The sequence below is a fragment of the Brevundimonas albigilva genome, assembly GCF_023503965.1.
Taxonomy (GTDB): domain Bacteria; phylum Pseudomonadota; class Alphaproteobacteria; order Caulobacterales; family Caulobacteraceae; genus Brevundimonas; species Brevundimonas albigilva.
On sequence record NZ_CP097298.1, the window covers coordinates 340,597 to 365,969 of the forward strand.

A 25,373-nucleotide genomic window follows, 5' to 3' on the forward strand; every position below is an offset into this window, starting at 1 on the left:
CCGGCCATGTTCACCAAGGTCCTGATCGCCAACCGCGGCGAGATCGCGCTCCGCATCCACCGAGCGTGCAAGGAGATGGGCATCTCCACCGTGGCCGTGCACTCCGAAGCCGACCGCGGCGCCATGTGGGTGCGGCTGGCCGACGAGAGCGTCTGCATCGGCCCGGCCCCGGCGGCCAAGTCCTATCTGAACATCCCCTCGATCATCGCGGCGGCCGAGATCACCGGCGCCCAGGCGATCCACCCCGGCTACGGCTTCCTGTCCGAGAACGCGCGTTTCGCCGAGATCGTGGAAGCCCACGGCATGGCGTTCATCGGACCCAAGCCCGAGCATATCCGCGTGATGGGCGACAAGATCACCGCCAAACAGACGGTCAAGGACGCGGGCATCCCCGTGGTGCCGGGGTCCGACGGCGAGGTCGAGACGGTCGAGGCGGCCATCGCGGCGTCCAAGTCCATTGGCTTCCCGCTGATCGTCAAGGCGGCGGCCGGCGGCGGCGGACGCGGCATGAAGGTCGCCCTGACGCCCGACGACCTGGTCGAGGCGGTCCAGACCGCCCAGTCCGAGGCGCTGGCCGCCTTCGGCAACGGCGCGGTCTATATGGAGCGCTACCTCCAGAAACCCCGCCACATCGAGATCCAGGTCATCGCCGACAGCCACGGCAACGTCGTCCACCTGGGCGAACGCGACTGCTCGCTGCAGCGCCGTCACCAGAAGGTGCTGGAGGAGGCCCCCTCTCCCGCCCTGTCGGCCGAGGGCCGCAAGACGATCGGCGAGACGGTCAACAAGGCCATCGCCGCCATCGGCTATCTGGGCGTCGGCACCATCGAATTCCTGTGGGAGGACGGCGAGTTCTTCTTCATCGAGATGAACACCCGCCTGCAGGTCGAGCATCCCGTCACCGAAATGATCACCGGCGTCGACCTGGTGCGCGAACAGGTCCGCATCGCCGCCGGCCTGCCGCTGTCGTTCAGCCAGGACGACATCCACTTCGAAGGCCACGCCATCGAAGTGCGGATCAACGCCGAGAATCCGAGACCTTCACCCCCTCGCCCGGCACGATCACCGACTTCCACGCGCCCGGCGGCCTGGGCGTGCGGCTGGATAGCGCCATCTACGCCGGCTATTCGATCCCGCCCTATTACGACAGCCTGATCGGCAAGCTGATCGTGCACGGCCGCGACCGCGAGGAGGCGATCGCGCGGCTGAAGCGCAGCCTGGGCGAGATGGTCGTCTCGGGCGTCGACACCACCATTCCGCTGTTCCAAAGGCTGCTGGCCGAGCCGGACATCCTGTCGGGCGACTACGACATCCACTGGCTGGAGAAGTGGGCCAAGCGTCAGAAGGGCGAAGCCTGAGCGACCCCGGCTTCAGCGCCAGCGGCCCTTCCGACGGCTTCGGCCCCGGAGCGCTGCTGGCCTGCTACGCCAGGGGCGTCTTCCCGATGGCGGAATCGCGCGACGACCCGCGCGTCTTCATCGTCGAGCCTGACCAGCGGGGCGTGATTCCGCTGGACGCCTTCCACATCCCCAGCCGCCTGCGCCGCGCACCGTGCGGGGCGAGCCTTTCGACGTGCGCGTCGACACCGCCTTCGAGGCGGTGCTGGACGGCTGCGCGGCGGCGCAGGGGCCGGATCGCGACGACACCTGGATCAACGGGCCGATCCGGCGGCTGTACGGCGCCCTGCACGCCCAGGGCTTCGTTCATTCGATCGAGTGCTGGCGGGACGACCGGCTGGTCGGCGGGCTTTACGGCGTGTCGCTGGGCGGCGCCTTCTTCGGCGAGAGCATGTTCAGCCGCGAACGCGACGCGTCGAAGGTCGCGCTGGTGCATCTGGTCGCCCGCCTGCGAAAGGGCGGATGGACGCTACTGGACGCGCAGTTCCTGACCGAGCATCTCAGCCAGTTCGGCGCGGTGGAGACGCCCCAGGCCGCCTATCTGCGCCGACTGGCGCCCGCGCTGAAGGTGCGGCCGGACGAGACGGCGCTGTTCGCGCCGATGAGCGGCGCAGAGGCGGTGGCGGCCGCCCTGGCCGCCGCCTGAGGACATCCGCCACCCTGTCCGGACACGTTTTCGCGCCTGTCCGGACACGACCGTGCTGGCGGAAGCGAGCGATGCGGCGCCGAATGAGCGCATGACCCGATCGTCCGCCGTCCCGACCGAACAGTCCGATCGCCGCCGCGAGGCGATGGACGCCCTGCGCTTCCTGATCGCCGGACTGGCGCTGGCGCTGGTCGTCCGCATCGTGGCGGTGCAGCCCTTCACCATTCCTTCCTCATCGATGGAGCCGGGGCTGGTGACCGGCGACTACATCGTGGTGTCGAAGTTCGCCTACGGCTGGAGCACGGCGTCTTTGCCCTTCGATCCTCCAATGCGGCCAGGCCGTGTTATGGGACGCAGCCCGGCGCGCGGCGACGTGGTGGTGTTTCGCCGGCCCAGCGACACGAGCCAGGTCTGGATCAAGCGGGTCATCGGCCTGCCTGGCGACACGGTGCAGGCGCGGGGCGGCCAGGTGTTCGTCAACGGCCGCGCCGTTCGCCGCACCGCTATGGGCCAGGCGCGCGACCACGACGCCCCCGACCGGCCGGTGTCGGTCGTCCGCGAGACTCTGGACGACGGCCGCAGCTATTCGACCTACGATCGCGGCTTCGGCCAGCCGGGCGACGATACGCCGGCGTTTCACGTGCCGGCCGGGCAGTTGTTCGTGATGGGCGACAATCGCGACAACTCCCTGGACAGCCGTTGGCCGGGCGACGTCGGCGTAGGCCTGCTGCCGAGCGAGAACCTGATCGGGCGGGCCGAGTTCGTTCTGGCGTCGTGGCGGCCGGGCGCGAGCCTGCTCAAGCCGTGGACCTGGGTCAGGCTGCAGACCGACCGGCTGCTGCGTCCGATCCGCTAGCGCAGACGGAATTCCTCGAAGGTCAGAAGGCCGTCATGGTCGCGGTCCAGGCGCTCGAAGGCGGCGCGGGACGGCGACAGGGCCTGCGCCAGGGCGGGAACCGCGGCGGCGCCCAGAGCCAGACCGACGACGGCGGCCAGCGCCATTCGGCCGCCAGGACCGCGCTCGCTCGGCGGGACGGCGCAGGCGCGCCTCGATGGCGCGCCGGATCGCCTCGCTGGCGGTCAACCCCTCGGCTCGGCACAGGGCCATGAAGGCGGTCTTGTCGGCATGGGACAGGCGGAACTCGACGGTTTCGCTCTTTTTCGCAGAGGGCCTGACCGCCATCGTCCCTAGTCCTTACACCCCACCACCCAGGCGTCGTAACTCGGGTTCTGCAGGCCCGACACGGCGGGCGAGGAGGCGAACATCCAGCCGCGGAAGATCTGGCGCGGCTCGCCCTGGTTGCGGGGCGCCAGGGAGACGTCCAGATAGGCGATGGAATCCTGGGTCAGTTCATCGGGCGTCGAGACCTCGCAGGCGCGCGCCGCGACGATCAGGGTGCGGTTGAAGCGGACGGGACGACCGCCGACCTCGACCTCGAACTTCATGGTTTCGGCCGTCACCTTGTCGATGGCCTGCACGACGGCGAACTTGCGCCGCTGGCGCCGCGCCGGGACCTCGGGCTGGTCAATGGCCTTTTCGGCGACGGGCGCCTCTTGCTCGGTCTCGGCCTGGGCGGCCTCCTCGACGGCGGCGTCCTGAGCCACCACGATGACCGGCGGCGGCGTCACGGGCACCGGGCTGGCGGGGGCGGGCGACGCGGCGGGCGGCGCCTCCACCGGCGCGGCCGAGGGCGCCGGCGACGTGGCGCGCAGGGCGTCGCCGATGGGGTCGCCGGACTGGACGGGCCGGGCGTCGCGCGGCGCGTCCTGCAGGACGCTGGCGGTCACCGCGCCCGCGCTCAGGACAGCGGTCAGCGCCGCCCCGCCCAGCAGCAGGCGGTTCAGCCTCACTCGGGGCTCCAGGCTTCGTAGTCGCCGGTGGCGGCCGGGCGCTGGGCGTCGGCGGCCAGGGAACCCTGAGGGCGCCAAGCCATCGGCGTGCCCGTCAGGTTCGGCAGGTGCGGCTTCTCCCAGGCGCGACGCGGCAAGGGCGCGATCGTCGGCGGCTCGGCGAAGGTGTAGCGCAGCCATCCGTGCCAGTCGGGCGTGACCTTCGAGGCGTCGGCGTAACCGTTATAGACGACCCAGCGACGCCGACGACCGTCATAGCTGACGTTGTCGCGGCTCTCGTAGTACTTGTTGCCGAACTCGTCCTCGCCGACCAGCTTGCCGCGTTTGGCGATGGTGAACAGGGTGCCGATCGTGGCGCCGTCCCACCATCCGAAAATCTTGCTCAGCACGTCGTCACATCCACGCAGAAACGGCCGCGGCGGGAGTGTCCGGCGGCTGGCGCGATCATAGAAACCCAAGCCGGCTTCGTCCAGCGCCGGCGGGACAAGAGCCGCATCGATATCTTGTGGGAAACCTGGGTTGGGACCACCACATATATTGGATCACGACCGCGTTCACCGTAGTTTGGCCCCGAGAGCCTCTCGGGGAGACGCCGGAATGCGCATTCAAACCGACTTCGCCGCCTTGGCCGACCGAGTCGCGATGGAGACCCCGTCATCGAGCGCGACGGGGCCCTGCGCGAGGTGGAGGCGCCCGCCGGCTGGACCGACGCCCAGATCGAGGCGTGGCTGGATTGGTCAGGCGGCGAAGGCCACGGCGGCTGGCTGGACGGCGGCGTGGACGCTTGGGCCCAGCGGCTGGCCGCGCGAGGCCGCGACGTCGGCGTGTTCGCCGAGGCGGACGCCGCCCAGGCCTTCGCCGCGGGCCTGTCGGGAGCGGTCCGCCTGGGCCTGATCGCGCCCGCCGCCCCCCGCGCGGCGACCGTCACGACCGATCTTTCGGACCCGACCGCAGAAGCGGCGCTGGACCAGGCGCGGGCGGCCCGCGCGGCGGCGCGCCTGGGCGCCCAGGCGGCCGAAGCCCTGGCCGAGGCCCTGAACGCCGTGGCCGATGCGGTCGACCGCTGCGGGGACCACGCGGAGACTGCGCCGATCCGAACCGGAACCCGGCCCTGGCGCGGGCGGCCGCCCTGGCGCGGCGATGCGGAGCCGCCGACGCCGACATCCTGCGCGCCGCCGATGGCGAACGGACGACGCTGTTGCTGGAGCCGCGCGCCGAGCCCGCGCCGACGGTCGCCCTCGCCGACCGGGCGCGCATGGCGGCGGGCGCGCCGGAGACCCTGGCGGCGGCCCGCGCGACGCTGGACGGCGGCCTGGTCCTGACCTTCGACCCGCGCGACGCCGAGGCCCTGGCGGCGCCGGCGACGGGAACGATGCTGAACCTGGGCGTGGCGGTCGAACGGGGCGGCGAATCCGCCGAGGCCGTGATCGCGGACCTGGCCCGTCTGGCGGTTCTGGCGGCGGAGTTGGAGAGCGAAACGCCCGGCGCGGTGACGCTCGGCCTGGAGGGCCTGTTGGCCGTGGCCGGCGCCGACCTGGACAAGGACGCGGTCGCCGCCGTGGCGGCGCTGGTCGCGGCGGCGGCGGCCGACACCTCCGCGACCCTGGCCCTGACGCGCGGGCCGGCGCCCGATTGGGACACGGCGCAGGACGAGGCGCTGGACACGCTGAAGGCGCGGCGAAACCGACTGAGGACGTCGAAGCATCCGGCGGGCCAACAGGCGGGTTCGATCCTAAACGGCCTGGCCCGCGCCCGCCGCCCGCGCCGGCACGCCGCCATCGGCCTGTTCGTCGAGGACGCGCAGGCGCGGCTGCGGCTGGGCCTGGGGGCGACGCGCGCCGTCGACCGCTTCCAGACCGCCGACGGAGAGATCGGGCGCAGGCTGCATCCGGTGCTGGCCGGCGCCATTCGGGCGGCCGGGGGCGAGGTCGAGGGCGCCGAGCGCTGGCTGTTCGGACGGCGCACCCTGGCCGAGGCCCCGGGCCTGGACCACGCCGAGTTGCGGGCGCTGGGCTTCACCGACATCGAACTGGCGGCTGTGGAGGCGGCGCTGGCCGATGCCGAAAGGTTCGACGCCGTCTTCTCCGCGCCCGTGCTGGACCCCGGCTTCATCCGCGACGTCCTGGGACTGGAGGACGGGGACGGGCCGCTGCTGACCCTGCTGGGCGTGTCGGAAGAGGCCGAGGCCGAGGCCGCGCGCTGGGTGTTCGGCCATGGCGACCTGGGCGGTTGGCCGGACGCGCCGGCCGGGATCGCCGCCCTGCTGGCCGACCCCGAGGCGGCGGAGGCCGACCTGCGCCGTGTGATCGAGCCCTTCAGCGACATGGCCGACGCCACGCCCGAGATGCTGGACTGGCGCGCCGGCCCGGCGCAAGCGGCCCGCGCCTTGAGCGAGGCGGCGATGGAGCAGCGACGGGCCGTGCGCCTTGTCCGTCGCGAGGCCCCGGCCGGCCGCCTGCTGGAACTGCCGACGGTCGAGCCGCAGCCCCGCGTCGAGGCCCACCGCCCTTCGCCAACCCCTGCGCCCGCCCCGGAACGGATCGTGGAACGCGTCGTCGAACGCGAGCGCGCGCGCCGCAAGCTGCCGGATCGCCGCAAGGGCTATATCCAGAAAGCCGCCGTGGGCGGGCACAAGGTCTATATCCACACCGGCTACGAGGACGGCGAACTCGGCGAGATCTTCATCGACATGCACAAGGAGGGCGCCGCCTTCCGCAGCCTGATGAACAACTTCGCCATCGCCATCTCCATCGGCCTGCAATACGGGGTGCCGCTGGACGAGTTCGTGGACGCCTTCGTCTTCACCCGGTTCGAGCCGGCGGGTCGGGTCACCGGCAACGACTCCATCAAGTCGGCCACATCGATCCTGGACTACATCTTCCGCGAACTGGGCGTGTCCTACCTGGACCGGCACGAACTGGCCAACGCCGCGCCGGACGACGACGCCGACGGCCTGGCCGACAAGCCCCAGGGCGAGGCGGTGCCGGCCGCCCGCTTCATTTCCAAGGGGTTCGCCCGCGGCTCGGCGCCGGACAATCTGGTCGTGCTGCCCTTTGGCAAGAAGGCCGAGCCTGAGCCGCGCGCCACGACGACCACCCAGGCCGTCGCCTGCCCGGCGTGCGGCGACTTCAGCCTGCAGCAACGCGGCCCCGGCTGGGTCTGCGACACCTGCGGGGCCTCTCCGGGCCAGATCGGCGCGGATCAGGGCTAAGTTAAGGGATGTGGCCTAGGGTTTGCTGAGAAACGACGAACCGTCGGAGCCCGGTCCATGAAACGCACAATCCGCCTGAGCCTGATCGCCGCCGCCGTGGCGGCGCTCGCCACGCCCGTCGTTGCGCAAAACGCCGGCCAGATCGCCAGCGTGCAGGCGGGCCGCAGCTGCGCCGGCTGCAACCTGTTCCAGGGCGACTTTTCGGGTCTGGAGGCGCGCGGTCTGAATCTGTCGGGATCGCGGCTGCGCCAGTCGGACCTGAGCCTGAGCGTGATGAACCGCACCCGCTTCTCCAACGCCGACCTGCGCGATGTCGAGGCCTATGGCGGCGTCTTCTCCAGTTCGAACTTCTCGGGCGCCAATATGACCAACGCCAGCTTCGTCGGCGCCTATCTGGAGGGAGCGAACTTCTTGGGCGCGACCCTGTCGGGAACCAACCTGTCCGGCGCCCAGCTGGCGCGGGCCACAGGCCTGACGCAGCGCCAGCTGGACCAGGCCTGCGGCGACGGCTCCACCGTCCTGCCGGGGCGCCTGCGCATTCCCGCCTGCTGAGCGCCCGCAACCTGTCCGCGATTTAACGAAGTTACCTCGATTTAAGTAGGTCGCGCCGGGGTTTCGGGGCATTCAGGTCTCGTGAAACAGATCGCCCGACAGTCCCCCAACCGCCTCCGCGCCGCCCTGCTGGTCGTCGGCGGAATGATGGTCGCCTCGCCCTCCCTGGCCGGGGTTGAGATGAGCCTGCAGGACCGCGACGTGGCGCGCTCCATGTCGCTGGGCGGGTCTTGCAACCGCTGCGAACTGTCCGGACGGAATCTGTCGGGCGCCACCTTCACCGGCGCCAGCTTCATGAACGCCACCCTGGTCGGCGCCAATCTGCGCGGCGCCGAGATGATGGGCTCCAACTTCACTGGCAGCGATTTCAGCCGCGCCAACCTTTCGGGCGTGCAGATCATCGGCGCCAACTTCTCTTCGTCCAACTTCACGGGCGCCAGCCTGGCCGGCGCCGAGGCCCAAGGCGCCTCTTTCGTGCGCGCCAACATGACCCGCGTCGATTTCTCGGGCGCCGAACTGCACGGCGTGAACTTCAACGGCGCCGCCCTGCCCGACGCCAACTTTACCGGCAGCGAGCTGTTCGGCGCGACCCTGGCCAATGTGCGCGCCGGCGGGGCCGATTTCTCGGGCGCCGAGGTCACGGCCTCCAATCTGTCGAATGGCGACTTTTCGGGCGCGGACTTTTCCGACGCCAATCTGGACGGCGCACGCCTGACCGGCGGCCGCTTCAGCCGGGCGAACTTCTCGGACGCTTCGCTGCGCCGCACCGACATCCGCGGCGCCGACCTCTCGAACGCCCGGGGCCTCACCCAGTCGCAGATCGGAGAGGCCTGCGGGGACGGCTCGACCCGCCTGCCCGGCCGACTGAGCGCCCAGGCCTGCCGCGGCGGCGTCAGGGTCATCCGCACCCCTCCGGCCCCGCCCGCGCCGCCCCGGGTTCGCAACCTGGTCATCGCCTCAGAGCAATAGGGCGTTGACGCGCCGGGCATGAAAAAGGGGACGCTGCGGCGTCCCCTTTCTTCGTTCCGGAGGCTGCGGCGCCGATCAGACCTTGATCGGCGGGGCGGTGCGGATGTGCAGTTCCTTTAGTTGGCGGTCCTCGACCGGCGACGGCGCGCTCATCAGCAGGTCCTCGCCTTGCTGGTTCAGCGGGAAGGCGATGACCTCGCGGATGGCCTGCTGGCCGGCCAGCAGCATGACGATGCGGTCGATGCCCGGGGCCAGGCCGCCGTGCGGCGGGGCGCCGAAGCGGAAGGCGTTCAGCATGCCGCCGAACTGCTCCTCGACCACCGAGGCGTCGTAGCCGGCGATGTCGAAGGCCTTCAGCATGATCTCGGCCTTGTGGTTCCGGATCGCGCCCGAGCACAGCTCATAGCCGTTGCAGACGATGTCGTACTGATAGGCGCGGATGGTCAGCGGATCCTGGGTCTCCAGCGCCTCCAGCCCGCCCTGCGGCATCGAGAACGGGTTGTGGGAGAAGTCGACCTTCTTCTCTTCCTCGGACCATTCGAACATGGGGAAGTCGACGATCCAGCAGAATTTGAACTGGTCCTCGTCGACCAGCTTCAGCTCGGTCCCCACGCGGGTGCGGGCCAGGCCGGCGAACTTGGCGAAGACGGCCGGGTCGCCGGCGACGAAGAAGGCGGCGTCGCCCTGGCCCAGGCCCAGCGACGACATCAGGGCCTGCGTCGGCTCCTGACCCAGGTTCTTGGCGATCGGGCCGCCCCAGGCGCCCTGGTCGTCGGACCAGAAGATGTAGCCCAGGCCCGGCTGGCCCTCCCCCTGTGCCCAGCTGTTCATGCGGTCGCAGAAGGCGCGCGAACCGCCCGTCGGCGCGGGGATCGCCCAGACCGCGTTCTTCTCGTCCGCGCCCAGGATCTTGGCGAACAGGCCGAAACCGCCGTCGCGGAAGTGGTCGGATGCGACCTGCATCTTGATCGGGTTGCGCAGGTCCGGCTTGTCCGAACCGTACCAGGCCATCGACTGGGCGTAGGTCAGGCGCTCGAAGCCCTTGTGCTCGAACGTCTCGCCGAAGTCGTTGGTGAAGGTTTGGGTCTGGTCGATGGGCGAGACCGGCTTGCCGTCGGCGAACTCCTCGAACACCCCGTGCATGACGGGCTCGATCGCCGCGAAGACATCCTCTTGCGTGACGAAGCTCATCTCGACGTCGAGCTGGTAGAACTCCAGCGAACGGTCGGCGCGCAGGTCCTCGTCGCGGAAGCAGGGCGCGATCTGGAAATAGCGGTCGAAGCCCGAGACCATCAGCAACTGCTTGAACTGCTGCGGCGCCTGCGGCAGGGCGTAGAACTTCTCGGGATGAAGGCGGCTGGGCACCAGGAAGTCGCGCGCGCCTTCCGGCGACGAGGCCGTCAGGATCGGGGTCTGATACTCCAGGAAGCCCTGGCCGAACATGCGGTTGCGGATCGACTGGATCACGCGCGAACGCAGCACGATGTTCTTGTGCAGGGTCTCGCGGCGCAGGTCGAGATAGCGGTGCTTGAGACGAATTTCCTCGGGATATTCCGGCTCGCCGAAGACCGGCAGCGGCAGTTCGGCGGCTTCGGACAGGACCTCGACGCCCTGCACGCGCACCTCGATCTCGCCGGTCGGCAGGTTGGGGTTCACCACGGCGGCGTCGCGGGCGACCACCTCGCCGTCGACACGGATCACGCTTTCGGCGCGCAGACGCTCGACTGCGTCGAAGCCGGGCGTTTCGGGGTGCAGCACCAGCTGCGTCAGGCCGTAGTGGTCGCGCAGGTCGATGAACAGCAGGCCCCCGTGGTCGCGCTTCCTGTGCACCCAGCCGGACAGGCGAACGGCGGAACCAGCGTCGGAGGCGCGCAGGGCGCCGCAGGTGTGGGAGCGATAGGCGTGCATGAGAATCGTCTGGACAGGGCCGCGCGGCGGCTGAAATCGGAAGCGGCGTAGGGCGCATCATCGCCCCCGAAAGTCAAGGTTCGGGCCGTTGCAAACCGGGCTCCGGCGCGCGATAGCGGGCGTCCGGATCGGAAAGAGCGCCCATGTTCATCGTCACCATCACCTACACTCAGCCCATCGAGGCGATCGAGGCGCGGACGGCCGAGCACCGCGAATGGCTGGACCAGCACGTGGCCAGCGGCTTGATCGTCGCCGCGGGACCGATGGTTCCGCGCACCGGCGGCGTTCTGGTGGTGTCCAGCGCCCTGACCAAGGACGCGCTCGAAACCCTGCTCAAGGACGACCCCTTCCAGGTCCACGGCCTGGCCGACCACGCCGTGACCGAGTTCAAGGCGGGCAAGGCGAATCCGGCGCTCGTCCCGTTCGCCTGACCGCCGCCGGCGGTGAAAACCATCCACAGGGGCCTGCGGCGCTCCCCGGAACCAACAGGGCGGGCCCAGCGCGGTTAACGCCGCGGTCTGCTATGCCGGGATCATGTCCGCCCGCCCCGCCCCGGCTCCAGCGCCCCCGCGCACGCCCCCGCAGCAGCTTCGCCTGCCGCTGGAGAGCCTGGGCGTGTCCGAGGCCCTGGTGGAATCCGCCTGCAACGCCGAGGCGGCAGGCGTGCTGGCGCGGTGGCCCGACGGGGTGGGCGTCACGCTGGCGCTGCATGGACCGGCGGGATCGGGCAAGAGCCGCCTGGCCGCCGCCTGGGCCGAGCGGGTCGGGGCGATCGCCCTGCACGGCGCCGAGGCCGCGCTGATCGAGGCGGCGGAGCTGGAAGGCCGCCCGGTGTTGCTGGACCGCGCCCAGGACGCCGACGACGAGAGCCTTTTTCACCTGATCAACCTGGCGGCGGCGGGCGGCGGCGCCCTGTTGCTGGTCAGTCGTGATCCGCCCCGCGCCTGGCCCAGCGCCCTGCCCGACCTGCGCTCCCGGCTGGACGCGATCCGCGTCGTGGCGGTGGAAGCCCGACGACGCCGTGATGGCGGCGATCCTGCGCGCGCGCTTCGCCGAGCGCAGCATCACCCCCGCCGACGACGTGATCGACTATCTGGTTCGGCGCCTGGACCGTTCGGCCGAGGCGGCGAGCCGTGCGGTCGAACGGCTGGACGCCCTGCACCGTCCGGTGACGCGGGCGCTGGCGCGGCTGGCGCTGGACGGCGAAGCGGCGACGGACGAGGACTGAACCATGCGGCGCCGCCGCAACCGGCGCGCCGTCCCGGCCGTTGACAGGCCGCGGCGTCGCCGTCGCGGTGAAGGATCGTTCCGTATGCGTTTCAAGATCGGCCTGGCTTCGGCCGCGACCGTCGCCCTTTTGGCCGCCTGTTCCGACGACCAGAGCGGTGCGGCCGCCCCCGCGCAAGCCGCCGCCCGGGCCGAGGCCGCGCCAGCGGCTGCCGGAACGGCGCCCGCGCCCCGGCCGGGCCTGTGGGAACATGTCATATCGGGCGATTCCCTGCCGCAGCCCACGACGGTCCGGGTCTGCGTGGGCTCCCCGACCTCCGGCGCCAATCCCTTCAACGCGCCGCAACCCGGCGTGACCTGCAGCGAGAATACGGCCAGCCCCGCGCCGGGCGGCGCCGCCTTCCATTCCGTCTGCGAGTCCCAGGGCATGACGGTCGTTTCGGACGGTCAGGTCTCCGGCGACCTGAACACCGCCTATCAGGTTCGGATCGCCAGTCGCGCCTCGGGCGTCAACGTGCCGCAGGAGATGACGACGACCACCACCGCCATCGACGCCAAGCGGCTGGGGGACTGTCCGGCAGGCGTGTCTCCCGACACGGTGGTCGACTGATCCCGCGCCGCCGGTCGACGCCGCGTCGCGATTTCACCGTCGCGCGCTTGCGGCCGTCACAGTGGCGCGCGACAAACGTCTCATGAGCGACGCAGCCATCCATGACGTGACCCGGGGCCAGGAAGTCCCCGCCTCCCGCGCCCCGCAGTTGGCGCTGGACGAAGCTTTGATGGCGTCGCCGGCGCGCTTCTTCAACCGCGAGACCTCCTGGCTGGCCTTCAACGAGCGCGTGCTGGAAGAGGCCGCCAATCCCAACCATCCGCTGCTGGAGCGGCTGCGGTTCCTGTCCATTTCGGCCAATAATCTGGACGAGTTCTTCATGACCCGCGTGGCGGGCCTGAAGGGACAGCAGCGCGAGCGGGTGCGCGTTCTGTCGGCCGACGGCCTGACGCCCGCCGAACAGCTGGACCGCATCAACGTCGCGGCCGGCGAACTGATGGCCGAGCAGCAGCTGCGCTGGCGGCAGCTGAAGAAGGAGCTCGCCACCGCCGGCATCGAGGTGGTGGACCGAGAGCGCATCACCAAGACCGAGCGCGAGCGGCTGGAGCCCGAGTTCCTGAACCAGCTGTTCGCCGTTCTGACGCCGCTGGCCATCGACCCGGCGCACCCCTTCCCCTTCTTGCCGAACCTTGATTCTCCCTGGCGCTGAAGCTGAAGCGCAAGGGCGAGACCAACCTTCTACGCCCTGGTGCCCGTGCCCACCCAGGTGCGTCGCTTCTGGGAGCTGCCGACGGACGGCCGCTCCACCCCCGGTCGCAAGCGCTACCTCTCGCTGGAGAATGTGCTGCTGCTGTTCATCGACCACCTGTTCCCCGGCTGCGAGGTCCAGGAGAAGGGCGTGCTGCGCCTGATCCGCGATTCCGACATCGAGATCGAGGAAGAGGCCGAGGACCTGGTGCTGGAGTTCGAGGAAGCGCTCAAGCAGCGCCGTCTCGGCTCGGTGGTGCGGGTCAAGATCGAGGCCTCCATGCCGGCCGACCTGCGCGACTTCATCGTCGGCGAACTGGAGGCGGCGCCGCAGGACGTGGTGCTGGTGGACGGGATGCTGGGGCTGGCGCAACTGGCCGAACTGATCTCGGGCGGCCATCCGGATCTGAAGTTCCGAGGCTATGAGCCGCGCTATCCCGAACGGGTGCGCGACAATGGCGGCGACATCTTCGCGGCGATCCGCGAGAAGGACATGCTGATCCACCACCCGTTCGAGAGCTTCGACGTGGTGGTACAGTTCCTGCGTCAGGCGGCGCGCGATCCCAACGTCATCGCCATCAAGCAGACGCTGTACCGCACCTCCAAGGACAGCCCCATCGTCGCCGCCCTGATCGAGGCGGCCGAGAACGGCAAGAACGTCACCGCCCTGGTCGAGTTAAAGGCGCGCTTTGACGAGGAGGCCAACCTGCGCTGGGCGCGGGCGATGGAGCGGGCCGGCGTCCACGTCGTCTTCGGCTTCGTCGAATACAAGACCCACGCCAAGCTGAGCGTGGTCGTGCGACGCGAAGGCGACGGGCTGAAGACCTACTGCCACTTCGGGACCGGCAACTATCACCCGGTCACGGCCAAGATCTACACGGACCTGTCGTTGTTCAGCTGCGATCCCGTCCTGGGGCGAGACGCCAGCAAGGTGTTCAACTACATCACCGGCTATGCGACCCCGGACCACCTAGAGGCGCTGGTGGTGTCGCCGCTGAACATGAAATCCACGCTGATCGAATTGATCGGCAAGGAAATGTCGGCGGCGGCGATGGGCAAGCCGGCGGCCATCTGGGTGAAGCTGAATTCGCTGGTGGACGTCGAGATCATCGACGCCCTTTACCGGGCCAGCCAGTGGGGCGTGCGCATCGACCTGGTGGTGCGCGGCATCTGCTGCCTTCGCCCGGGCGTGCCCGGCCTGTCGGAAAACATCCGGGTGAAGTCCATCGTCGGCCGCTTCCTGGAGCACAGCCGCATCGTCTGTTTCGCCAACGGCAAGGATCTGCCGCATGACAGGGCCAAGGTCTTCATCTCCTCGGCGGACTGGATGACGCGCAACCTGGACCGCCGGGTCGAGCTGATGACGCCGATCCGCAACGCCACGGTCCACGACCAGGTGCTGGACCAGATCATGGTCGCCAATCTGAAGGACGACGCCCAGAGCTGGGTTCTGGACGCCGATGGACGATACACCCGTGTCATGCCCGCCGATCCGGAGCGGCCCTTCTCGGCCCACAAGTATTTCATGACGAACCCCAGCCTGTCGGGCCGCGGGCGTAAGGTGAAGACCCTGCCCGCCGTGCTGCGCTACGAGCCCCGCTGACGGATGATCGAGGCCCTGCCCCCGTCGCGCGACATCGCGGCCATCGACATCGGCTCCAACTCGGTCCGCCTGGTCCTGTATCGGCTGGAAGGCCGCGCGATCTGGACGGTCTTCAACGAAAAGGTTCTGGCGGGCCTGGGGCGCGACCTGGCCGCCACGGGCCGCCTGTCGCCGGAGGGGGTGACCCTGGCGATGACGGCGCTGCGCCGCTTCGCCGCCGTGCTGGAAGGGGTGCGGCCCGAACGCACCTTGATCGCCGCCACCGCCGCCGTGCGCGAAGCCGCCGACGGACCCGAGTTCTGCGAGCGCGTGGCCGCCGAGACGGGCCTGCGCATCCGCGTCCTGTCGGGCGAGGAAGAGGCCAAATACGCCGCAATGGGCGTTCTGGCCGGCGCGCCGGACGCGCACGGCGTCTCGGCCGACATGGGCGGCGCCAGCCTGGAGTTGACGCGACTGAACGGCGACGGCGTGGAGCACGGCCTGACCCTGCCGCTGGGTCCGTTCGCCCTGCTGGACCCGACGGGCTTCGACGCCGATCGCCTGCGCCGGACCATCGACGGTCGGCTGAAGCCGGTCGCCCGCGATTTCCAGTCCGACACCCTCTATGCGGTGGGCGGGGCGTGGCGGACGCTGGCGCAGGTGCACATGGGCCTGCGCGACTATCCGCTGCGGGTCGTGCACCAGTACGCCCTGAGCGCCGAGGAGGCGCTGGAGACGGCCCGCCTGGTGGCGCGCCAGTCGCGCGGCGGGCTGGAGAAGCTGCCTGGGGTGTCGAAGAAGCGGGCCGAGACCCTGCCCTACGCCGGCCTGGTGCTGGAGGGCCTGATCGGACGGCTGGGGCTGAAGCGGATCGAGATCTCCGCCTGGGGGGTGCGCGAAGGCTGGTGTTCGAGACCCTGGACGAGACGATCCGAAACACCGATCCGCTTCTGGCGGGCACCGCGGCCCTGGGCCTGCGCCAGGGGGTCGCCCCGGCCCTGCCGGGCGCGCTGGAGGGATGGATCGCCGATGTTGTCGCGGCCCTGCCCTCGGCGTTCGGGAAGACGCGGGACGACGTGCTGACGGCGGCGGCCTGCAACCTGGCCGACCTGGGAGCGCGGCTGCATCCGGACCACCGCGTTGAGCTGGTGTTCGACCAGGTGCTGCGCGCGCCGGTGGCCGGGCAGACCCATGCCGAGCGCGCGTTCCTAGCCGCGGCGCTCAACGCCCGATACGGCGGCGACGCCGCGACCCCCGAGCCCGAAGCCGTCAACCGCCTGCTGGACGAGGATGCGGGCCGACGGGCGCGGGCCCTGGGCCAGGCCATCCGTCTGGCCTGCGACCTTTCGGGGCGGGCGCCGCAACTGCTGGCCAACGCGCGCGCCGTCGTGACCAAGGGCGAGCTCCGGCTCAGCGCGACCGAGGGCTACGCCGACGTGCTGCTGGGCGAACAAACCCGCAGGCGCGCCAGGGCCTTGGCCGAGACGATGGGGCTGTCGCTGGCGATCTAGGCAGGACGCCCTGGGTCCTCAGCCCTCGATCTCGACCACTTCGACGCGCGCGCCGTTCAGGACCAGGGCGATCTCGCCGCGCTTGAGCTTCAGCGCGTCCTCACCGAACAGCTGGCGACGCCAGCCCTTCATGGCGTCGATGTCGGCGTCGTCGTTGATGGCGATCTGTTCCAGATCGGCCACGGTGGCGATCAGCTTGGAGGCCACGCCGGCGTTGTCGCTCTTGGCCTTCAGCAGCACCTTCAGCAGTTCGACGACCGAGGGCGGGGCCGGCTGGCGGTGCGCGGGACGCTGCAGCTCGGGGGCGTGCGCCTCCGGGTCCGCCAGCACACGCTTCAGCTCCTCGGCCAGTTCCAGCCCAAGGCGCGAGCCGCCGAAACCCTTGGGCACGGACCGCAGGCGGTTGAAGGCGTCGGGGTCGGTCGGCGCCTGCTGGGCGATCTCGTCCACGCCCTCGTCCTTGAGGATGCGGCCGCGCGGCTGGTCCCGCTCTTGCGCCGCGCGTTCACGCCAGACGGCCACCGCCTTGAAGGCGGCCAGATATTTGGACGAGAACTTCTTGGGTTTCAGCCGCTTCCAGGCGTTTTCCGGATTGGTGTCGTAGAGCGCCGGGTCGGTCAGCGCCTCCATTTCCGACATCACCCACTCCAGCCGCCCCTCCTTCTGCAGTCGGTCGCGCAGCTTGGGGTAAAGCGCCGCCAGATGGGTGACGTCGCCCAGGGCATAGACCAGCTGGTTCTCCGACAGCGGCCGGCGCGCCCAGTCCGTGAAGCGGCTGCCCTTGTCCACCTCGATCCGCAGCGTCTGCCGCACCAGCGAATCATAGGCGACCTGTTCGCCGAACCCGGCGGCCATGGCCGCGACCTGGGTGTCGAACAGCGGCTTGGGCATGGCGCCCAGGCGCACGAAGATCTCCACGTCCTGGCGACAGGCGTGGAAGACCTTGACGATGTTCGGATCGCGCAGCAGGGCCAGGAACGGCTCCAGGTCCAGCCCGTCGGCCATCGGGTCGATGATCCCGGCGTGATCGGACGAGGCGGCCTGGATCAGGCACAGCCGGGGCCAGTAGGTCGTCTCCCGCATGAACTCGGTGTCGACCGTGATGAAGGGCGCGGAGGAAAGGCGGGCGCAGAAGTCAGCCAGCGCCTCATTTGTGGTGATCGGCGTCATTCCGATGCTATAGCCCCGCGCGATCCCCTTGTGGCAAGAGCGCCGCGACACATTTCCGCCTCTGATTCAGGTCCGTGACCCATGAGCGACACCGACAACCGCCTCTCGAACGGCCTGACCTACGCCGATGCGGGCGTGGACATCGACGCGGGCGAGATGCTGGTCGAGCACATCAAGCCGCTGGCCAAGTCCACGGCGCGCCCGGGTTCGGAGCCGTCGCTGGGCGGATTCGGCGCCCTGTTCGACCTGAAGGCCGCCGGGTTCGAGGACCCGCTGATCGTCACCACCACCGACGGAGTCGGCACCAAGCTGAAGATCGCCATCGAGACGGGCCGCCATGACGGGGTGGGCGTCGATCTGGTGGCCATGTGCGTCAACGACCTGTTGGCCCAGGGCGCCGAGCCGCTGCTGTTCCTCGACTATTACGCCACCGGCAAGCTGGAGATCGATGCGGCGCGGCGGGTGGTGTCGGGCATCGCCGAGGGGTGCCGCCAGGCGGGCTGCGCCCTGGTCGGCGGCGAGACCGCCGAAATGCCGGGCATGTACGGCGGCGGCGACTACGACTTGGCCGGCTTCAGCCTGGGCGCGGTCGAGCGCGGCCACGCCCTGCCCTATCTGGATCGCCAGGCGGCCGGCGACGTCATCATCGGCCTGGCCTCCACCGGGCCGCACTCCAACGGCTATTCCCTGGTGCGCAAGGTGGTCGAGAAGTCCGGCCTGGGCTGGGGCGACGACGCCCCGTTCGCCAAGGACCGCTCGCTGGCCCAGGCCCTGATGGAGCCGACCCGCATCTATGTGAAGCCGGTTCTGCCGCTGATGAAGGCGGGCCTGGTCAAGGGCGCGGCCCACATCACCGGCGGCGGCCTGATCGAGAATCCGCCGCGCTGCATCGCCGAGGGGCTGAAGGCCTCTTTCGACTGGGACGCCTGGCCCATGCCGCAGGTCTTCCAGTGGCTGGCCGAGACCGGCGGGATCAGCGACCACGAGATGCGCCGCACCTTCAACTGCGGCGTCGGCTTCATTCTGATCGTGGCGCCCGAGAACGCCGAGCCGGTGCTGGCCGCCCTGTTGAACGCGGGCGAAGTCGCCTTCGTCTGCGGCCAGTTGGAAGCGGCCTGACCCGGTGAAGACGCGCGTCGCGGTCCTGATCTCCGGGGCCGGTTCCAACATGGCGGCCCTGATCGACGCCGGGCAGGCGCCCGACAGCGCCTATGAGGTCGCGCTGGTGTTGTCGAACGTCGAGGACGCCGGCGGCCTGGCCGTCGCTGGGGCCAAGGGCGTCGCCACCACGGTCATCCCGCATCGACCATACGGCCAGGACCGTGCGGCTCACGAACGCGCGGTGGACACGGCTCTGCGGACGGCCCACGCCCAGGTCGTGGCCCTGGCCGGCTATATGCGGGTGCTGACGCCGTGGCTGGTCGGCGCCTGGCGCGGGCGGATGCTGAACATCCACCCCAGCCTGCTGCCGCTGTATCCCGGCCTGGACACCCACGCCCGCGCCATCGCGGCCGGTGACGCCGAGGCCGGCTGCACCGTGCACCTGGTCACCGAAGGCGTGGACGAGGGGCCGATCCTGGATCAGGCGCGGGTTCCGATCCTGGCCGGCGACACGACAGAGACCCTGGCCCAGCGCGTCCTGACGGCCGAGCATCAGCTGTACCCGCGGGCGCTGGACGCCTTCTGCCGCGCTCTGCCCAGGACCTGACCCCTGCGACTTCCTGTCGCATTATATTTCTGTAATGTGCCGGATCGCAGGCGACATCGCCCCGCCCTCGGGACAAATGTGCGCCCACATCCACACAGGGCCTCGCCATGAGCAACAAACGTCACCTTCTCGCCGCCGTCGCCGCGCTGGCCCTGACCGCCTCGACCGGGGCGGTCGTCGCCCAGACGACGGCCCCGCCCGCCGTCGCCGCGCCCGCGGGCCACGCCGCCATCGGAGCCTGGGGCTTCGACCCGGCCAGCCGCGACCTGTCGGTCAAGCCTGGCGACGACTTCAACCGCTACGCCTCCGGCGCCTGGCTGGACAAGGCCGAGATCCCGGCCGACCGAACCTCCTGGAGCAACTGGGACGTCCTGTATGACCAGACCCAGGACTATCTGAAGGCCATCATAGAGAACGCCGGCGCCCATCCCGACAGCTCGCCCGAGGCGTCTAAGATCGGCGGGCTGTTCAACAGCTTCATGGACGAAGCGCGGGTGAACCGCCTGGGCGCCCAGCCCCTGGCCGCCGACCTGGCCGCCGTGCGCGCCGCCGACACGCGCGAGAAGATGGCCGTGCTGATGGGCCACAGCTTCGGCGGCTTCGGCTCCAGCCTGTTCAGCGCCTATGTGGCCGAGGACCTGAAGAACCCCGACGCCTACGCCGTCTATCTGTCGCACGACGGCCTGGGCCTGCCGGAACGCGAATACTACCTCAGCGACCAGTTCGCCGAGGCCAAGACCGCCTACCAGGCCTATGTCGCCAAGATGCTGACCCTGGCCGGCTGGTCGAACCCCGACCAGGCCGCCGCCGACATCCTGGCCTTCGAGACCAAGGTGGCCGAGGCGCACTGGGCGATCGCCGACCGGCGCGACATGGTCAAGACCTACAATCCGACCACCCTGGCGCAGCTGGCGACCGACGCGCCGGGCTTCCCGTGGCAGGCCTGGGCCCAGGCCGGCGGTTTCGCCGGCCAGCCCCAGCTCATCGTCAGCGAGAACACCGCCTTCCCCAAGCTGGCGCAGATCTTCGCCGAGACGCCGGTGGCCACGCTCCAGGCCTGGCAGGCCTTCCACATCGCCGACCAGGCCGCGCCCTATCTGAGCCAGGCCTTCGTGGACGCCCGCTTCGACTTCCGCGGCAAGGTTCTGAACGGCACGCCCGAGAACCGCCCCCGCTGGAAGCGCGGCGTCACCCTGGTCGACGGCACCCTGGGAGAGGCCTTGGGCAAGGAATATGTGGCGCGCCACTTCCCGCCCTCGTCCAAGGCCCAGATGGAAACCCTGGTCCAGAACCTCATCGCGGCCATGCGCGTGCGGCTTCAGAACCTGGACTGGATGAGCGAGGAAACGAAGCAGCAGGCCCTCTACAAGATCGACCATTTCAACGTGAAGATCGGCTACCCGGAGAAGTGGCGCGACTATTCCGGCCTCGAAATCCGCGCTGACGACCTGTACGGCAACGTCGAACGGGCCGGCGCCTTCGAATGGGCCTACAATCTGAACAAGCTGAAGGGGCCGGTCGATCCGCTGGAATGGGGCATGACGCCCCAGACGATCAACGCCTACTACAATCCGCCCCGCAACGAGATCGTCTTCCCGGCGGCCATCCTGCAACCGCCCTTCTTCGATCCGAACGCCGACCCGGCGGTCAACTACGGCGGCATCGGCGCCGTGATCGGGCACGAGATCAGCCACGGCTTCGACGATCAGGGCCGCACGGTCGACGGCGACGGCGTGCTGCGCGATTGGTGGACGGCCGAGGACGCGTCCAAGTTCGAACAGCGCACGGGCGTCCTGGGGGCCCAGTTCGACGCCGCCGAGCCCCTGCCCGGCGTCCACATCAACGGCCGGCTGACGATGGGCGAGAACATCGGCGACCTGGGCGGACTGCTGGTCGCGCTGGACGCCTATCACCTGTCGCTTCATGGCCAGCCCGCGCCGGTGCTGGACGGCCTGACCGGCGATCAGCGCTTTTTCCTGGGCTGGGCCCAGGTCTGGCGCGAAAAGATTCGCGACGCCGCCCTGCAGCAGCAGCTGGCCACCGATCCGCACAGCCCCGGAGAGGCGCGCGCGGCGCTGAACCTGCGCAATGTCGACGCCTGGTATTCGGCCTTCGACGTGAAGCCGGGCGACAAGGGCTATGTCGCCCCCGAGGATCGGGCGCGCATCTGGTAAGGCCACGAAAAAAGGCCCGGAGCGTCGCTCCGGGCCTTCTTCCTGTCGGCGAAGCCGAAATCTTACTTGGGCGTGGTCACCGCACCCGCCACGCCGCCGATGGCGGCGCCGGCGACGGTCGAACCGGTGTTGCCGCCGATCACCTGGCCGGCGACGGCGCCGCCCAGGGCGCCGGTGGCGGCGCGTTGTTCCATGGTCTGGCCGCAGGCGGCCAGCAGGGCCACGGCGCCGATGACGGGGGTCAGTTTCAGGATGGTCTTCATGGTTTGGCTCCTCGGGGGTGGAGAGACGATGCAGACCAAACGAAAAGGCCCGAGTCCGGTTCCGGACTCGGGCCTTATTGCAGCGCTAAGGGGCTAACCCCTAGCAACTTGAGCGTGAAGGCTCAGCCGACGATCTGGTCGTCGGTGAAGAACTGCGCGATCTCGATCTTGGCGTTGTCCAGCGAGTCCGAGCCGTGCACCGAGTTTTCGCCGATCGACAGGGCGAACGACTTGCGGATGGTGCCTTCGGCGGCCTGCTCCGGGTTGGTGGCGCCCATGACTTCGCGGTACTTGGCCACGGCGTTCTCGCCTTCCAGCACCTGGACCACGACCGGCTCGGCGGTCATCTGCTCGACCAGTTCGCCGTAGAACGGACGCTCGGCGTGGACTTCGTAGAACTTCTTGGCCTGGTCGGTGGTCAGCTTGACGCGGCGTTGGGCGACGATGCGCAGGCCGGCGTCCTCGATCACGGCGTTGATCTTGCCGGTCAGGTTGCGACGGGTGGCGTCCGGCTTGATGATCGAGAAGGTGCGTTCGGTCATGGGAGCGACTTCTTGTTTGGGAGATTGAGGGTCGCGGGCTTATAGCGACCGCCTCCCCGCTTTCCAATACCGCCGACGGCCCTTCGTTAATATGCTCCAGATCACCAACCTGACCCTGAACGCCTGGGGCCGCCAGTTCCTGGACGACGCCTCCGTCAGCCTGCCGCCGGGGGCCAAGGTCGGGCTGGTCGGGCGCAACGGCATCGGCAAGTCGACCCTGTTTAAGGTGATCCTGGGCGAACTGGCCGCCAACGGCGACGAGATCAGCCTGCCCAGGACCGCGCGCATCGCCTCGGTCGACCAGGAACACCCCGCCACGCCCGTCAGCGTGCTGGAGACGATCCTGGAGGCCGACGTCGAACGTCATGAGCTGATGACCCGGCTGGAGACCGCCGACCCCGAGGAGATGGGCGAGATCTGGGCCCGGCTGATCGAGATCGACGCCGAAAGCGCGCCCGCCCGCGCCTCCGAAATCCTGGTCGGCCTGGGCTTCAGCCAGGAGGACCTGCACCGGCCGATGGCGCACTTCTCGGGCGGTTGGCGGATGCGCGTGGCGCTGGCCGCGGCCCTGTTCGCCGAGCCGGACATGCTGCTGCTGGACGAACCGACCAACTACCTGGACCTGGAAGGGGCCCTGTGGCTGGAGGCGCGGCTGAAGAAGTATCCGCACACGGCCCTGATCATCAGCCACGACCGCGACCTGCTGAACGCGGTCTGCACCCACATCCTGCATCTGTCGAACCGCAAGCTGGACCTGTACACCGGCAACTACGACACCTTCGAAAAGACGCGCGCAGAGAAGCTGCGGTTGATGGAGGCCAACAAGACCAAGCAGGACGCCGAACGGGCGCACCTGCAGAAGTTCATCGATCGCTTCAAGGCCAAGGCGTCCAAGGCCACCCAGGCCCAGTCGCGCGTCAAGAAGCTGGAGAAGATGGAGCGGATCGAACTGCCGCCCGAGGAGCGGGTCGCCCCGTTCGTCCTGCCGTCGCCCGACCGTCCCCTGCCCCCGCCCCTGATCCGGCTGGAGAAGGCCAATGTGGGCTATGCGCCGGGCAAGCCGATCCTGCGGAACCTGAACCTGCGCATGGACCTGGACGACCGCATCGGCTTGCTGGGCGTCAACGGTGCGGGCAAGTCGACCTTCGCCAAGCTGATCGCCAAGGCGCTGACCATCGAGACGGGCGAGTTCCACCGCGACGGCAAGATGCGCGTGGGCTGGTTCCACCAGCATCAGATCGAGGCGATGGATCCGGAGGACACGCCGCTGCAGATCATCCTGCGCGCTATGCCCGACGCCTCAGAAAGCAGCCGCCGCAGCCGCCTGGCCCAGTTCGGCCTGCCCTTCCAGAAGCAGGACACCAAGGTCGCGGCCCTGTCCGGCGGCGAGCGCGCGCGCCTGCTGCTGAACCTGGTGGCGATGGACGCCCCGCACATCCTGATCCTGGACGAACCGACCAACCACCTGGACATCGACAGTCGCCGGGCGCTGCTGGACGCGCTGAACCAATACACGGGCGCGGTGATCCTGATCACCCACGACCGTTCGCTGATGGAACTGGTCGCCGACCGGCTGTGGCTGGCCGCCGACGGCACGGTCAAGCCGTTCGAGGGCGACATGGACGACTATGCCAAGTTCGTCCTGGACCGCGCCAAACAGGCGGGCATGAAACCCAGCCAGGTAAGGAACGAGCCCGCCCCTGAGGCCGCGCCCAAGGCGACCGGCGAAGGCGCCTCTCAAACAGAGAGCGCCCGCGGCGTGAACGATAGAGGCGCAAAGAAATCAGGCCCTTCGCCCTCGACCCTTCGCCACGCGGTGAAGAAGGCCGAGGACGAAATGACCCGCCTGACGGCCGAGGTCGCCCGTCTCGACGACGACCTGGCCAACGCCGCCGTCGCCGACCCGAAGAAGCTGGAAGGCCTGACACGCGCCCGCGCCAAGGCCCAGGCCGACCTGAACGCCGCCGAGGCGGCCTGGATCGCCGCCGAAGAAGCCCTGGCCGAAATCGCCTGATGAAGCCGATCGAATTCTCCAAGGAGGAGCGCGCGGCGGCGACGGCGAAGCTGCGCGCCTATTTCCGCGACGAACTGGACCAGGACCTGGGCCAGCTGCCGGCCGATATGCTGCTGGATTTCATCGGCCGCGAGATCGGCGGCTTTTTCTACAACCGGGGCCTCTACGACGCCCAGGCGGTGGTGAAGAACAAGGCCGAGGACATCGTCGAGGCGATCTATGGCCTGGAGCGGGGCGAAACCTGACGTGTCCGCCCGACCGCTGGCGTTCCCCGCGCCGCGGCGTTAGTGACGACACGTTGAATATCCGACCGATCACGGACGGATAACGGGTCCGGCTCCGGTCATGACGTCTTCTCCTCTCGACCGGCCGATGTCGGTTCCCCTCCTCTGCCTGGCCGTCGTCGTCTGTTCGGCGGTGTTCGGCCTGTTCGCCACGTCGCAGGCGGCGGGCGCGGTCCTGACCGAGCACGGCCCGGTCGAGACGGCCAGCGTCGCGCTTCACCTTCTGGTCGCCGGCGTCGCCTTCGTGTTCTGGCGCAGGCATGGCGGCTTGTTCGGCTTCCTGGCCGTAGTCGAAGCGCTGATGGCGATGCGGGAAATGGACTTCCACCGCGCCTTCACCACCTTCGGCGTCTTCAGCACGCGGCTGTACGCGAGGGCCGACGTGCCGCTGGCCGAAAAGCTGGGCGCCGGGCTCGTCCTGCTGGCCATAGGGGCGGCGCTGGCGGGTCTGCTCTGGAGAAGCCGCGCCGAGATGCGAGGCATGGCCGCCGCCCGATCCGCCGCCTTTCATGGCTTGATCGCCATCGCGGTCTTCACCGTCTCGCTCAAGGAGATCGACGGCCTGCCCCGCATGCTGGCGCGGGTGGGCGTGATCCTGTCGGAGCGCGCGGAAATCCTGTCCCACTCGATCGAGGAACTGGGCGAAATGGCCTTGCCCGTCCTGGTGCTGGCGGTCGTCCTCCAGCACGCGCGCGCGACCGTCGGCGTCGTGACGGCAACCGGTTTTCCGACCGAGGAGGCGAGTGCCTTCTGCCGGTGACGCGGCGCCGCCCATCCGGACGCGGCCGGGCTCATGAACAAGCGCCCGGCGACGACCGCCGGAAGCGCGCGGCGAGCGAGCGAGGTTGGGATGAGGGATGGCGGAGACGGAGGGATTCGAACCCTCGGTACCCCTTACAGGGTACGACGATTTAGCAAACCGTTGCCTTCAGCCACTCGGCCACGTCTCCGGCGAAGGCGTCGATAGCGGAGCGCGTTGTCGCGCGCAATCCGCCTTGGAGAGAAAGTCGTGCGTTAACGCGGCATAGAGGCCGGGCGGGCAATATGGCCGCCTTCACCCCCGTCAT

Annotated in this window: 21 protein-coding genes, 1 tRNA gene and 4 pseudogenes; 18 read left to right on the forward strand and 8 right to left on the reverse strand. The window is 69.6% G+C overall.

The window, feature by feature from the left end; all coding sequences use genetic code 11:
• Window positions 1-6: 6 nt before the first annotated feature.
• The 3 genes and pseudogenes from accC to lepB all read left to right on the forward strand — a co-directional run bounded on the left by accC (window position 7) and on the right by lepB (window position 2,899).
• Window positions 7-1,358: pseudogene (accC, locus tag MU852_RS01820) on the forward strand (acetyl-CoA carboxylase biotin carboxylase subunit).
• Window positions 1,355-2,043: pseudogene (gene aat / locus MU852_RS01825) on the forward strand (leucyl/phenylalanyl-tRNA--protein transferase). The pseudogenes accC and aat overlap by 4 nt, the downstream one beginning before the upstream one ends.
• Window positions 2,044-2,134: 91 nt before the next feature.
• Window positions 2,135-2,899 (forward strand): signal peptidase I, encoded by a 765-nt coding sequence (gene lepB / locus MU852_RS01830; RefSeq protein WP_249750774.1) that lies wholly within the window; start codon window positions 2,135-2,137, stop codon window positions 2,897-2,899.
• On the opposite strand, the gene MU852_RS01835 is transcribed toward lepB, so the two are convergent.
• The 3 genes from MU852_RS01835 to MU852_RS01845 all read right to left on the reverse strand — a co-directional run bounded on the left by MU852_RS01835 (window position 2,896) and on the right by MU852_RS01845 (window position 4,283).
• The gene (locus tag MU852_RS01835; protein WP_249750775.1) at window positions 2,896-3,045 is read right to left on the reverse strand and encodes an EF-hand domain-containing protein; all 150 of its coding nucleotides are present in this window, start codon (window positions 3,043-3,045) and stop codon (window positions 2,896-2,898) included. The genes lepB and MU852_RS01835 overlap by 4 nt on opposite strands.
• A gap of 186 nt (window positions 3,046-3,231) precedes the next feature.
• Complete coding sequence (locus MU852_RS01840; protein ID WP_249750776.1) at window positions 3,232-3,894, reverse strand: DUF2155 domain-containing protein; 663 nt, start codon at window positions 3,892-3,894, stop codon at window positions 3,232-3,234.
• Entirely contained in the window at window positions 3,891-4,283 is a 393-nt protein-coding gene (locus MU852_RS01845; protein ID WP_249750777.1) for an NADH:ubiquinone oxidoreductase subunit NDUFA12, read from the reverse strand. Before MU852_RS01845 ends, MU852_RS01840 begins: the two co-directional genes overlap by 4 nt.
• 294 nt (window positions 4,284-4,577) lie before the next feature.
• Between MU852_RS01845 and MU852_RS18350 the strand changes: the two genes are divergently transcribed.
• The 4 genes from MU852_RS18350 to MU852_RS01860 all read left to right on the forward strand — a co-directional run bounded on the left by MU852_RS18350 (window position 4,578) and on the right by MU852_RS01860 (window position 8,626).
• Window positions 4,578-5,216 carry a hypothetical protein gene (locus MU852_RS18350; RefSeq protein ID WP_488225926.1) on the forward strand — a complete coding sequence of 213 codons (639 nt, stop codon included), beginning with the start codon at window positions 4,578-4,580 and terminating at the stop codon, window positions 5,214-5,216.
• Window positions 5,217-6,295: 1,079 nt separating this feature from the next.
• On the forward strand, window positions 6,296-7,105 hold the full coding sequence (locus MU852_RS18355; RefSeq protein ID WP_488225929.1) for a TSCPD domain-containing protein: 810 nt from the start codon (window positions 6,296-6,298) through the stop codon (window positions 7,103-7,105).
• A 57-nt stretch (window positions 7,106-7,162) separates the two neighbouring features.
• The gene (locus MU852_RS01855) at window positions 7,163-7,657 is read left to right on the forward strand and encodes a pentapeptide repeat-containing protein (protein ID WP_249750779.1); all 495 of its coding nucleotides are present in this window, start codon (window positions 7,163-7,165) and stop codon (window positions 7,655-7,657) included.
• Between the two features lie 81 nt (window positions 7,658-7,738).
• On the forward strand, window positions 7,739-8,626 hold the full coding sequence (locus tag MU852_RS01860) for a pentapeptide repeat-containing protein (RefSeq protein ID WP_249750780.1): 888 nt from the start codon (window positions 7,739-7,741) through the stop codon (window positions 8,624-8,626).
• A 75-nt stretch (window positions 8,627-8,701) separates the two neighbouring features.
• On the opposite strand, the gene aspS is transcribed toward MU852_RS01860, so the two are convergent.
• Entirely contained in the window at window positions 8,702-10,534 is a 1,833-nt protein-coding gene (aspS, locus tag MU852_RS01865) for an aspartate--tRNA ligase (RefSeq protein ID WP_249750781.1), read from the reverse strand.
• Between the two features lie 143 nt (window positions 10,535-10,677).
• On the opposite strand from aspS, the gene MU852_RS01870 reads away from it, so the two are divergent.
• From MU852_RS01870 to MU852_RS01890, 5 genes and pseudogenes are all read left to right on the forward strand, one after another.
• Window positions 10,678-10,965 (forward strand): YciI family protein, encoded by a 288-nt coding sequence (locus tag MU852_RS01870; protein WP_249750782.1) that lies wholly within the window; start codon window positions 10,678-10,680, stop codon window positions 10,963-10,965.
• Between the two features lie 103 nt (window positions 10,966-11,068).
• Complete coding sequence (locus tag MU852_RS01875) at window positions 11,069-11,806, forward strand: P-loop NTPase family protein (protein WP_249750783.1); 738 nt, start codon at window positions 11,069-11,071, stop codon at window positions 11,804-11,806.
• Window positions 11,807-11,846: 40 nt separating this feature from the next.
• Window positions 11,847-12,371, forward strand: coding sequence for a DUF3617 domain-containing protein (locus MU852_RS01880; RefSeq protein WP_249750784.1), 525 nt, complete (start codon window positions 11,847-11,849; stop codon window positions 12,369-12,371).
• A gap of 169 nt (window positions 12,372-12,540) precedes the next feature.
• A pseudogene (locus MU852_RS01885) lies at window positions 12,541-14,661 on the forward strand (RNA degradosome polyphosphate kinase).
• Window positions 14,662-14,664: 3 nt separating this feature from the next.
• Window positions 14,665-16,151, forward strand: a pseudogene (locus tag MU852_RS01890) (Ppx/GppA phosphatase family protein).
• Between the two features lie 18 nt (window positions 16,152-16,169).
• Here the strand turns inward: MU852_RS01890 and rnd are convergent.
• Entirely contained in the window at window positions 16,170-17,321 is a 1,152-nt protein-coding gene (gene rnd / locus MU852_RS01895) for a ribonuclease D (RefSeq protein WP_249750785.1), read from the reverse strand.
• Between the two features lie 81 nt (window positions 17,322-17,402).
• Here rnd and purM point away from each other — a divergent pair, with 81 nt between their 5' ends.
• The 3 genes from purM (at window position 17,403) to MU852_RS01910 (ending at window position 21,203) form a co-directional block, all read left to right on the forward strand.
• Window positions 17,403-18,440 carry a phosphoribosylformylglycinamidine cyclo-ligase gene (gene purM / locus MU852_RS01900; protein WP_249750786.1) on the forward strand — a complete coding sequence of 346 codons (1,038 nt, stop codon included), beginning with the start codon at window positions 17,403-17,405 and terminating at the stop codon, window positions 18,438-18,440.
• A 4-nt stretch (window positions 18,441-18,444) separates the two neighbouring features.
• Window positions 18,445-19,029, forward strand: a complete 585-nt coding sequence (gene purN, locus MU852_RS01905) for a phosphoribosylglycinamide formyltransferase (protein WP_283843734.1) — start codon at window positions 18,445-18,447, stop codon at window positions 19,027-19,029.
• Between the two features lie 107 nt (window positions 19,030-19,136).
• Window positions 19,137-21,203, forward strand: coding sequence for a M13 family metallopeptidase (locus MU852_RS01910; protein WP_249750787.1), 2,067 nt, complete (start codon window positions 19,137-19,139; stop codon window positions 21,201-21,203).
• 62 nt (window positions 21,204-21,265) lie between these two features.
• On the opposite strand, the gene MU852_RS01915 is transcribed toward MU852_RS01910, so the two are convergent.
• Together MU852_RS01915 and ndk are read right to left on the reverse strand one after the other, a co-directional pair.
• Window positions 21,266-21,466, reverse strand: coding sequence for a YMGG-like glycine zipper-containing protein (locus MU852_RS01915; protein ID WP_249750788.1), 201 nt, complete (start codon window positions 21,464-21,466; stop codon window positions 21,266-21,268).
• A 122-nt stretch (window positions 21,467-21,588) separates the two neighbouring features.
• Window positions 21,589-22,008, reverse strand: coding sequence for a nucleoside-diphosphate kinase (gene ndk, locus MU852_RS01920; RefSeq protein ID WP_249750789.1), 420 nt, complete (start codon window positions 22,006-22,008; stop codon window positions 21,589-21,591).
• Window positions 22,009-22,099: 91 nt separating this feature from the next.
• Here ndk and MU852_RS01925 point away from each other — a divergent pair, with 91 nt between their 5' ends.
• From MU852_RS01925 to MU852_RS01935, 3 genes are all read left to right on the forward strand, one after another.
• Entirely contained in the window at window positions 22,100-24,022 is a 1,923-nt protein-coding gene (locus MU852_RS01925) for an ABC-F family ATP-binding cassette domain-containing protein (RefSeq protein WP_249750790.1), read from the forward strand.
• The gene (locus MU852_RS01930) at window positions 24,022-24,267 is read left to right on the forward strand and encodes a DUF2164 domain-containing protein (protein WP_249750791.1); all 246 of its coding nucleotides are present in this window, start codon (window positions 24,022-24,024) and stop codon (window positions 24,265-24,267) included. Before MU852_RS01925 ends, MU852_RS01930 begins: the two co-directional genes overlap by 1 nt.
• 127 nt (window positions 24,268-24,394) lie before the next feature.
• Window positions 24,395-25,066 carry a hypothetical protein gene (locus MU852_RS01935; RefSeq protein WP_249750792.1) on the forward strand — a complete coding sequence of 224 codons (672 nt, stop codon included), beginning with the start codon at window positions 24,395-24,397 and terminating at the stop codon, window positions 25,064-25,066.
• Between the two features lie 98 nt (window positions 25,067-25,164).
• Here the strand turns inward: MU852_RS01935 and MU852_RS01940 are convergent.
• Window positions 25,165-25,256, reverse strand: a tRNA-Ser gene (locus MU852_RS01940).
• Window positions 25,257-25,373 lie beyond the last annotated feature (117 nt).

What these genes read in the sequence shown, in the direction of transcription:
- lepB (WP_249750774.1), top strand. Translation starts at nt 2,135, where the DNA reads ATGACCCGATCGTCCGCCGTCCCGACCGAACAGTCCGATCGCCGCCGC.
- MU852_RS01835 (WP_249750775.1), bottom strand. Translation starts at nt 3,045, where the DNA reads ATGGCGCTGGCCGCCGTCGTCGGTCTGGCTCTGGGCGCCGCCGCGGTT.
- MU852_RS18355 (WP_488225929.1), top strand. Translation starts at nt 6,296, where the DNA reads ATGGAGCAGCGACGGGCCGTGCGCCTTGTCCGTCGCGAGGCCCCGGCC.
- MU852_RS01855 (WP_249750779.1), top strand. Translation starts at nt 7,163, where the DNA reads ATGAAACGCACAATCCGCCTGAGCCTGATCGCCGCCGCCGTGGCGGCG.
- aspS (WP_249750781.1), bottom strand. Translation starts at nt 10,534, where the DNA reads ATGCACGCCTATCGCTCCCACACCTGCGGCGCCCTGCGCGCCTCCGAC.
- MU852_RS01870 (WP_249750782.1), top strand. Translation starts at nt 10,678, where the DNA reads ATGTTCATCGTCACCATCACCTACACTCAGCCCATCGAGGCGATCGAG.
- MU852_RS01875 (WP_249750783.1), top strand. Translation starts at nt 11,069, where the DNA reads ATGTCCGCCCGCCCCGCCCCGGCTCCAGCGCCCCCGCGCACGCCCCCG.
- MU852_RS01880 (WP_249750784.1), top strand. Translation starts at nt 11,847, where the DNA reads ATGCGTTTCAAGATCGGCCTGGCTTCGGCCGCGACCGTCGCCCTTTTG.
- rnd (WP_249750785.1), bottom strand. Translation starts at nt 17,321, where the DNA reads ATGACGCCGATCACCACAAATGAGGCGCTGGCTGACTTCTGCGCCCGC.
- purM (WP_249750786.1), top strand. Translation starts at nt 17,403, where the DNA reads ATGAGCGACACCGACAACCGCCTCTCGAACGGCCTGACCTACGCCGAT.
- MU852_RS01910 (WP_249750787.1), top strand. Translation starts at nt 19,137, where the DNA reads ATGAGCAACAAACGTCACCTTCTCGCCGCCGTCGCCGCGCTGGCCCTG.
- MU852_RS01915 (WP_249750788.1), bottom strand. Translation starts at nt 21,466, where the DNA reads ATGAAGACCATCCTGAAACTGACCCCCGTCATCGGCGCCGTGGCCCTG.
- ndk (WP_249750789.1), bottom strand. Translation starts at nt 22,008, where the DNA reads ATGACCGAACGCACCTTCTCGATCATCAAGCCGGACGCCACCCGTCGC.
- MU852_RS01925 (WP_249750790.1), top strand. Translation starts at nt 22,100, where the DNA reads ATGCTCCAGATCACCAACCTGACCCTGAACGCCTGGGGCCGCCAGTTC.
- MU852_RS01930 (WP_249750791.1), top strand. Translation starts at nt 24,022, where the DNA reads ATGAAGCCGATCGAATTCTCCAAGGAGGAGCGCGCGGCGGCGACGGCG.
- MU852_RS01935 (WP_249750792.1), top strand. Translation starts at nt 24,395, where the DNA reads ATGTCGGTTCCCCTCCTCTGCCTGGCCGTCGTCGTCTGTTCGGCGGTG.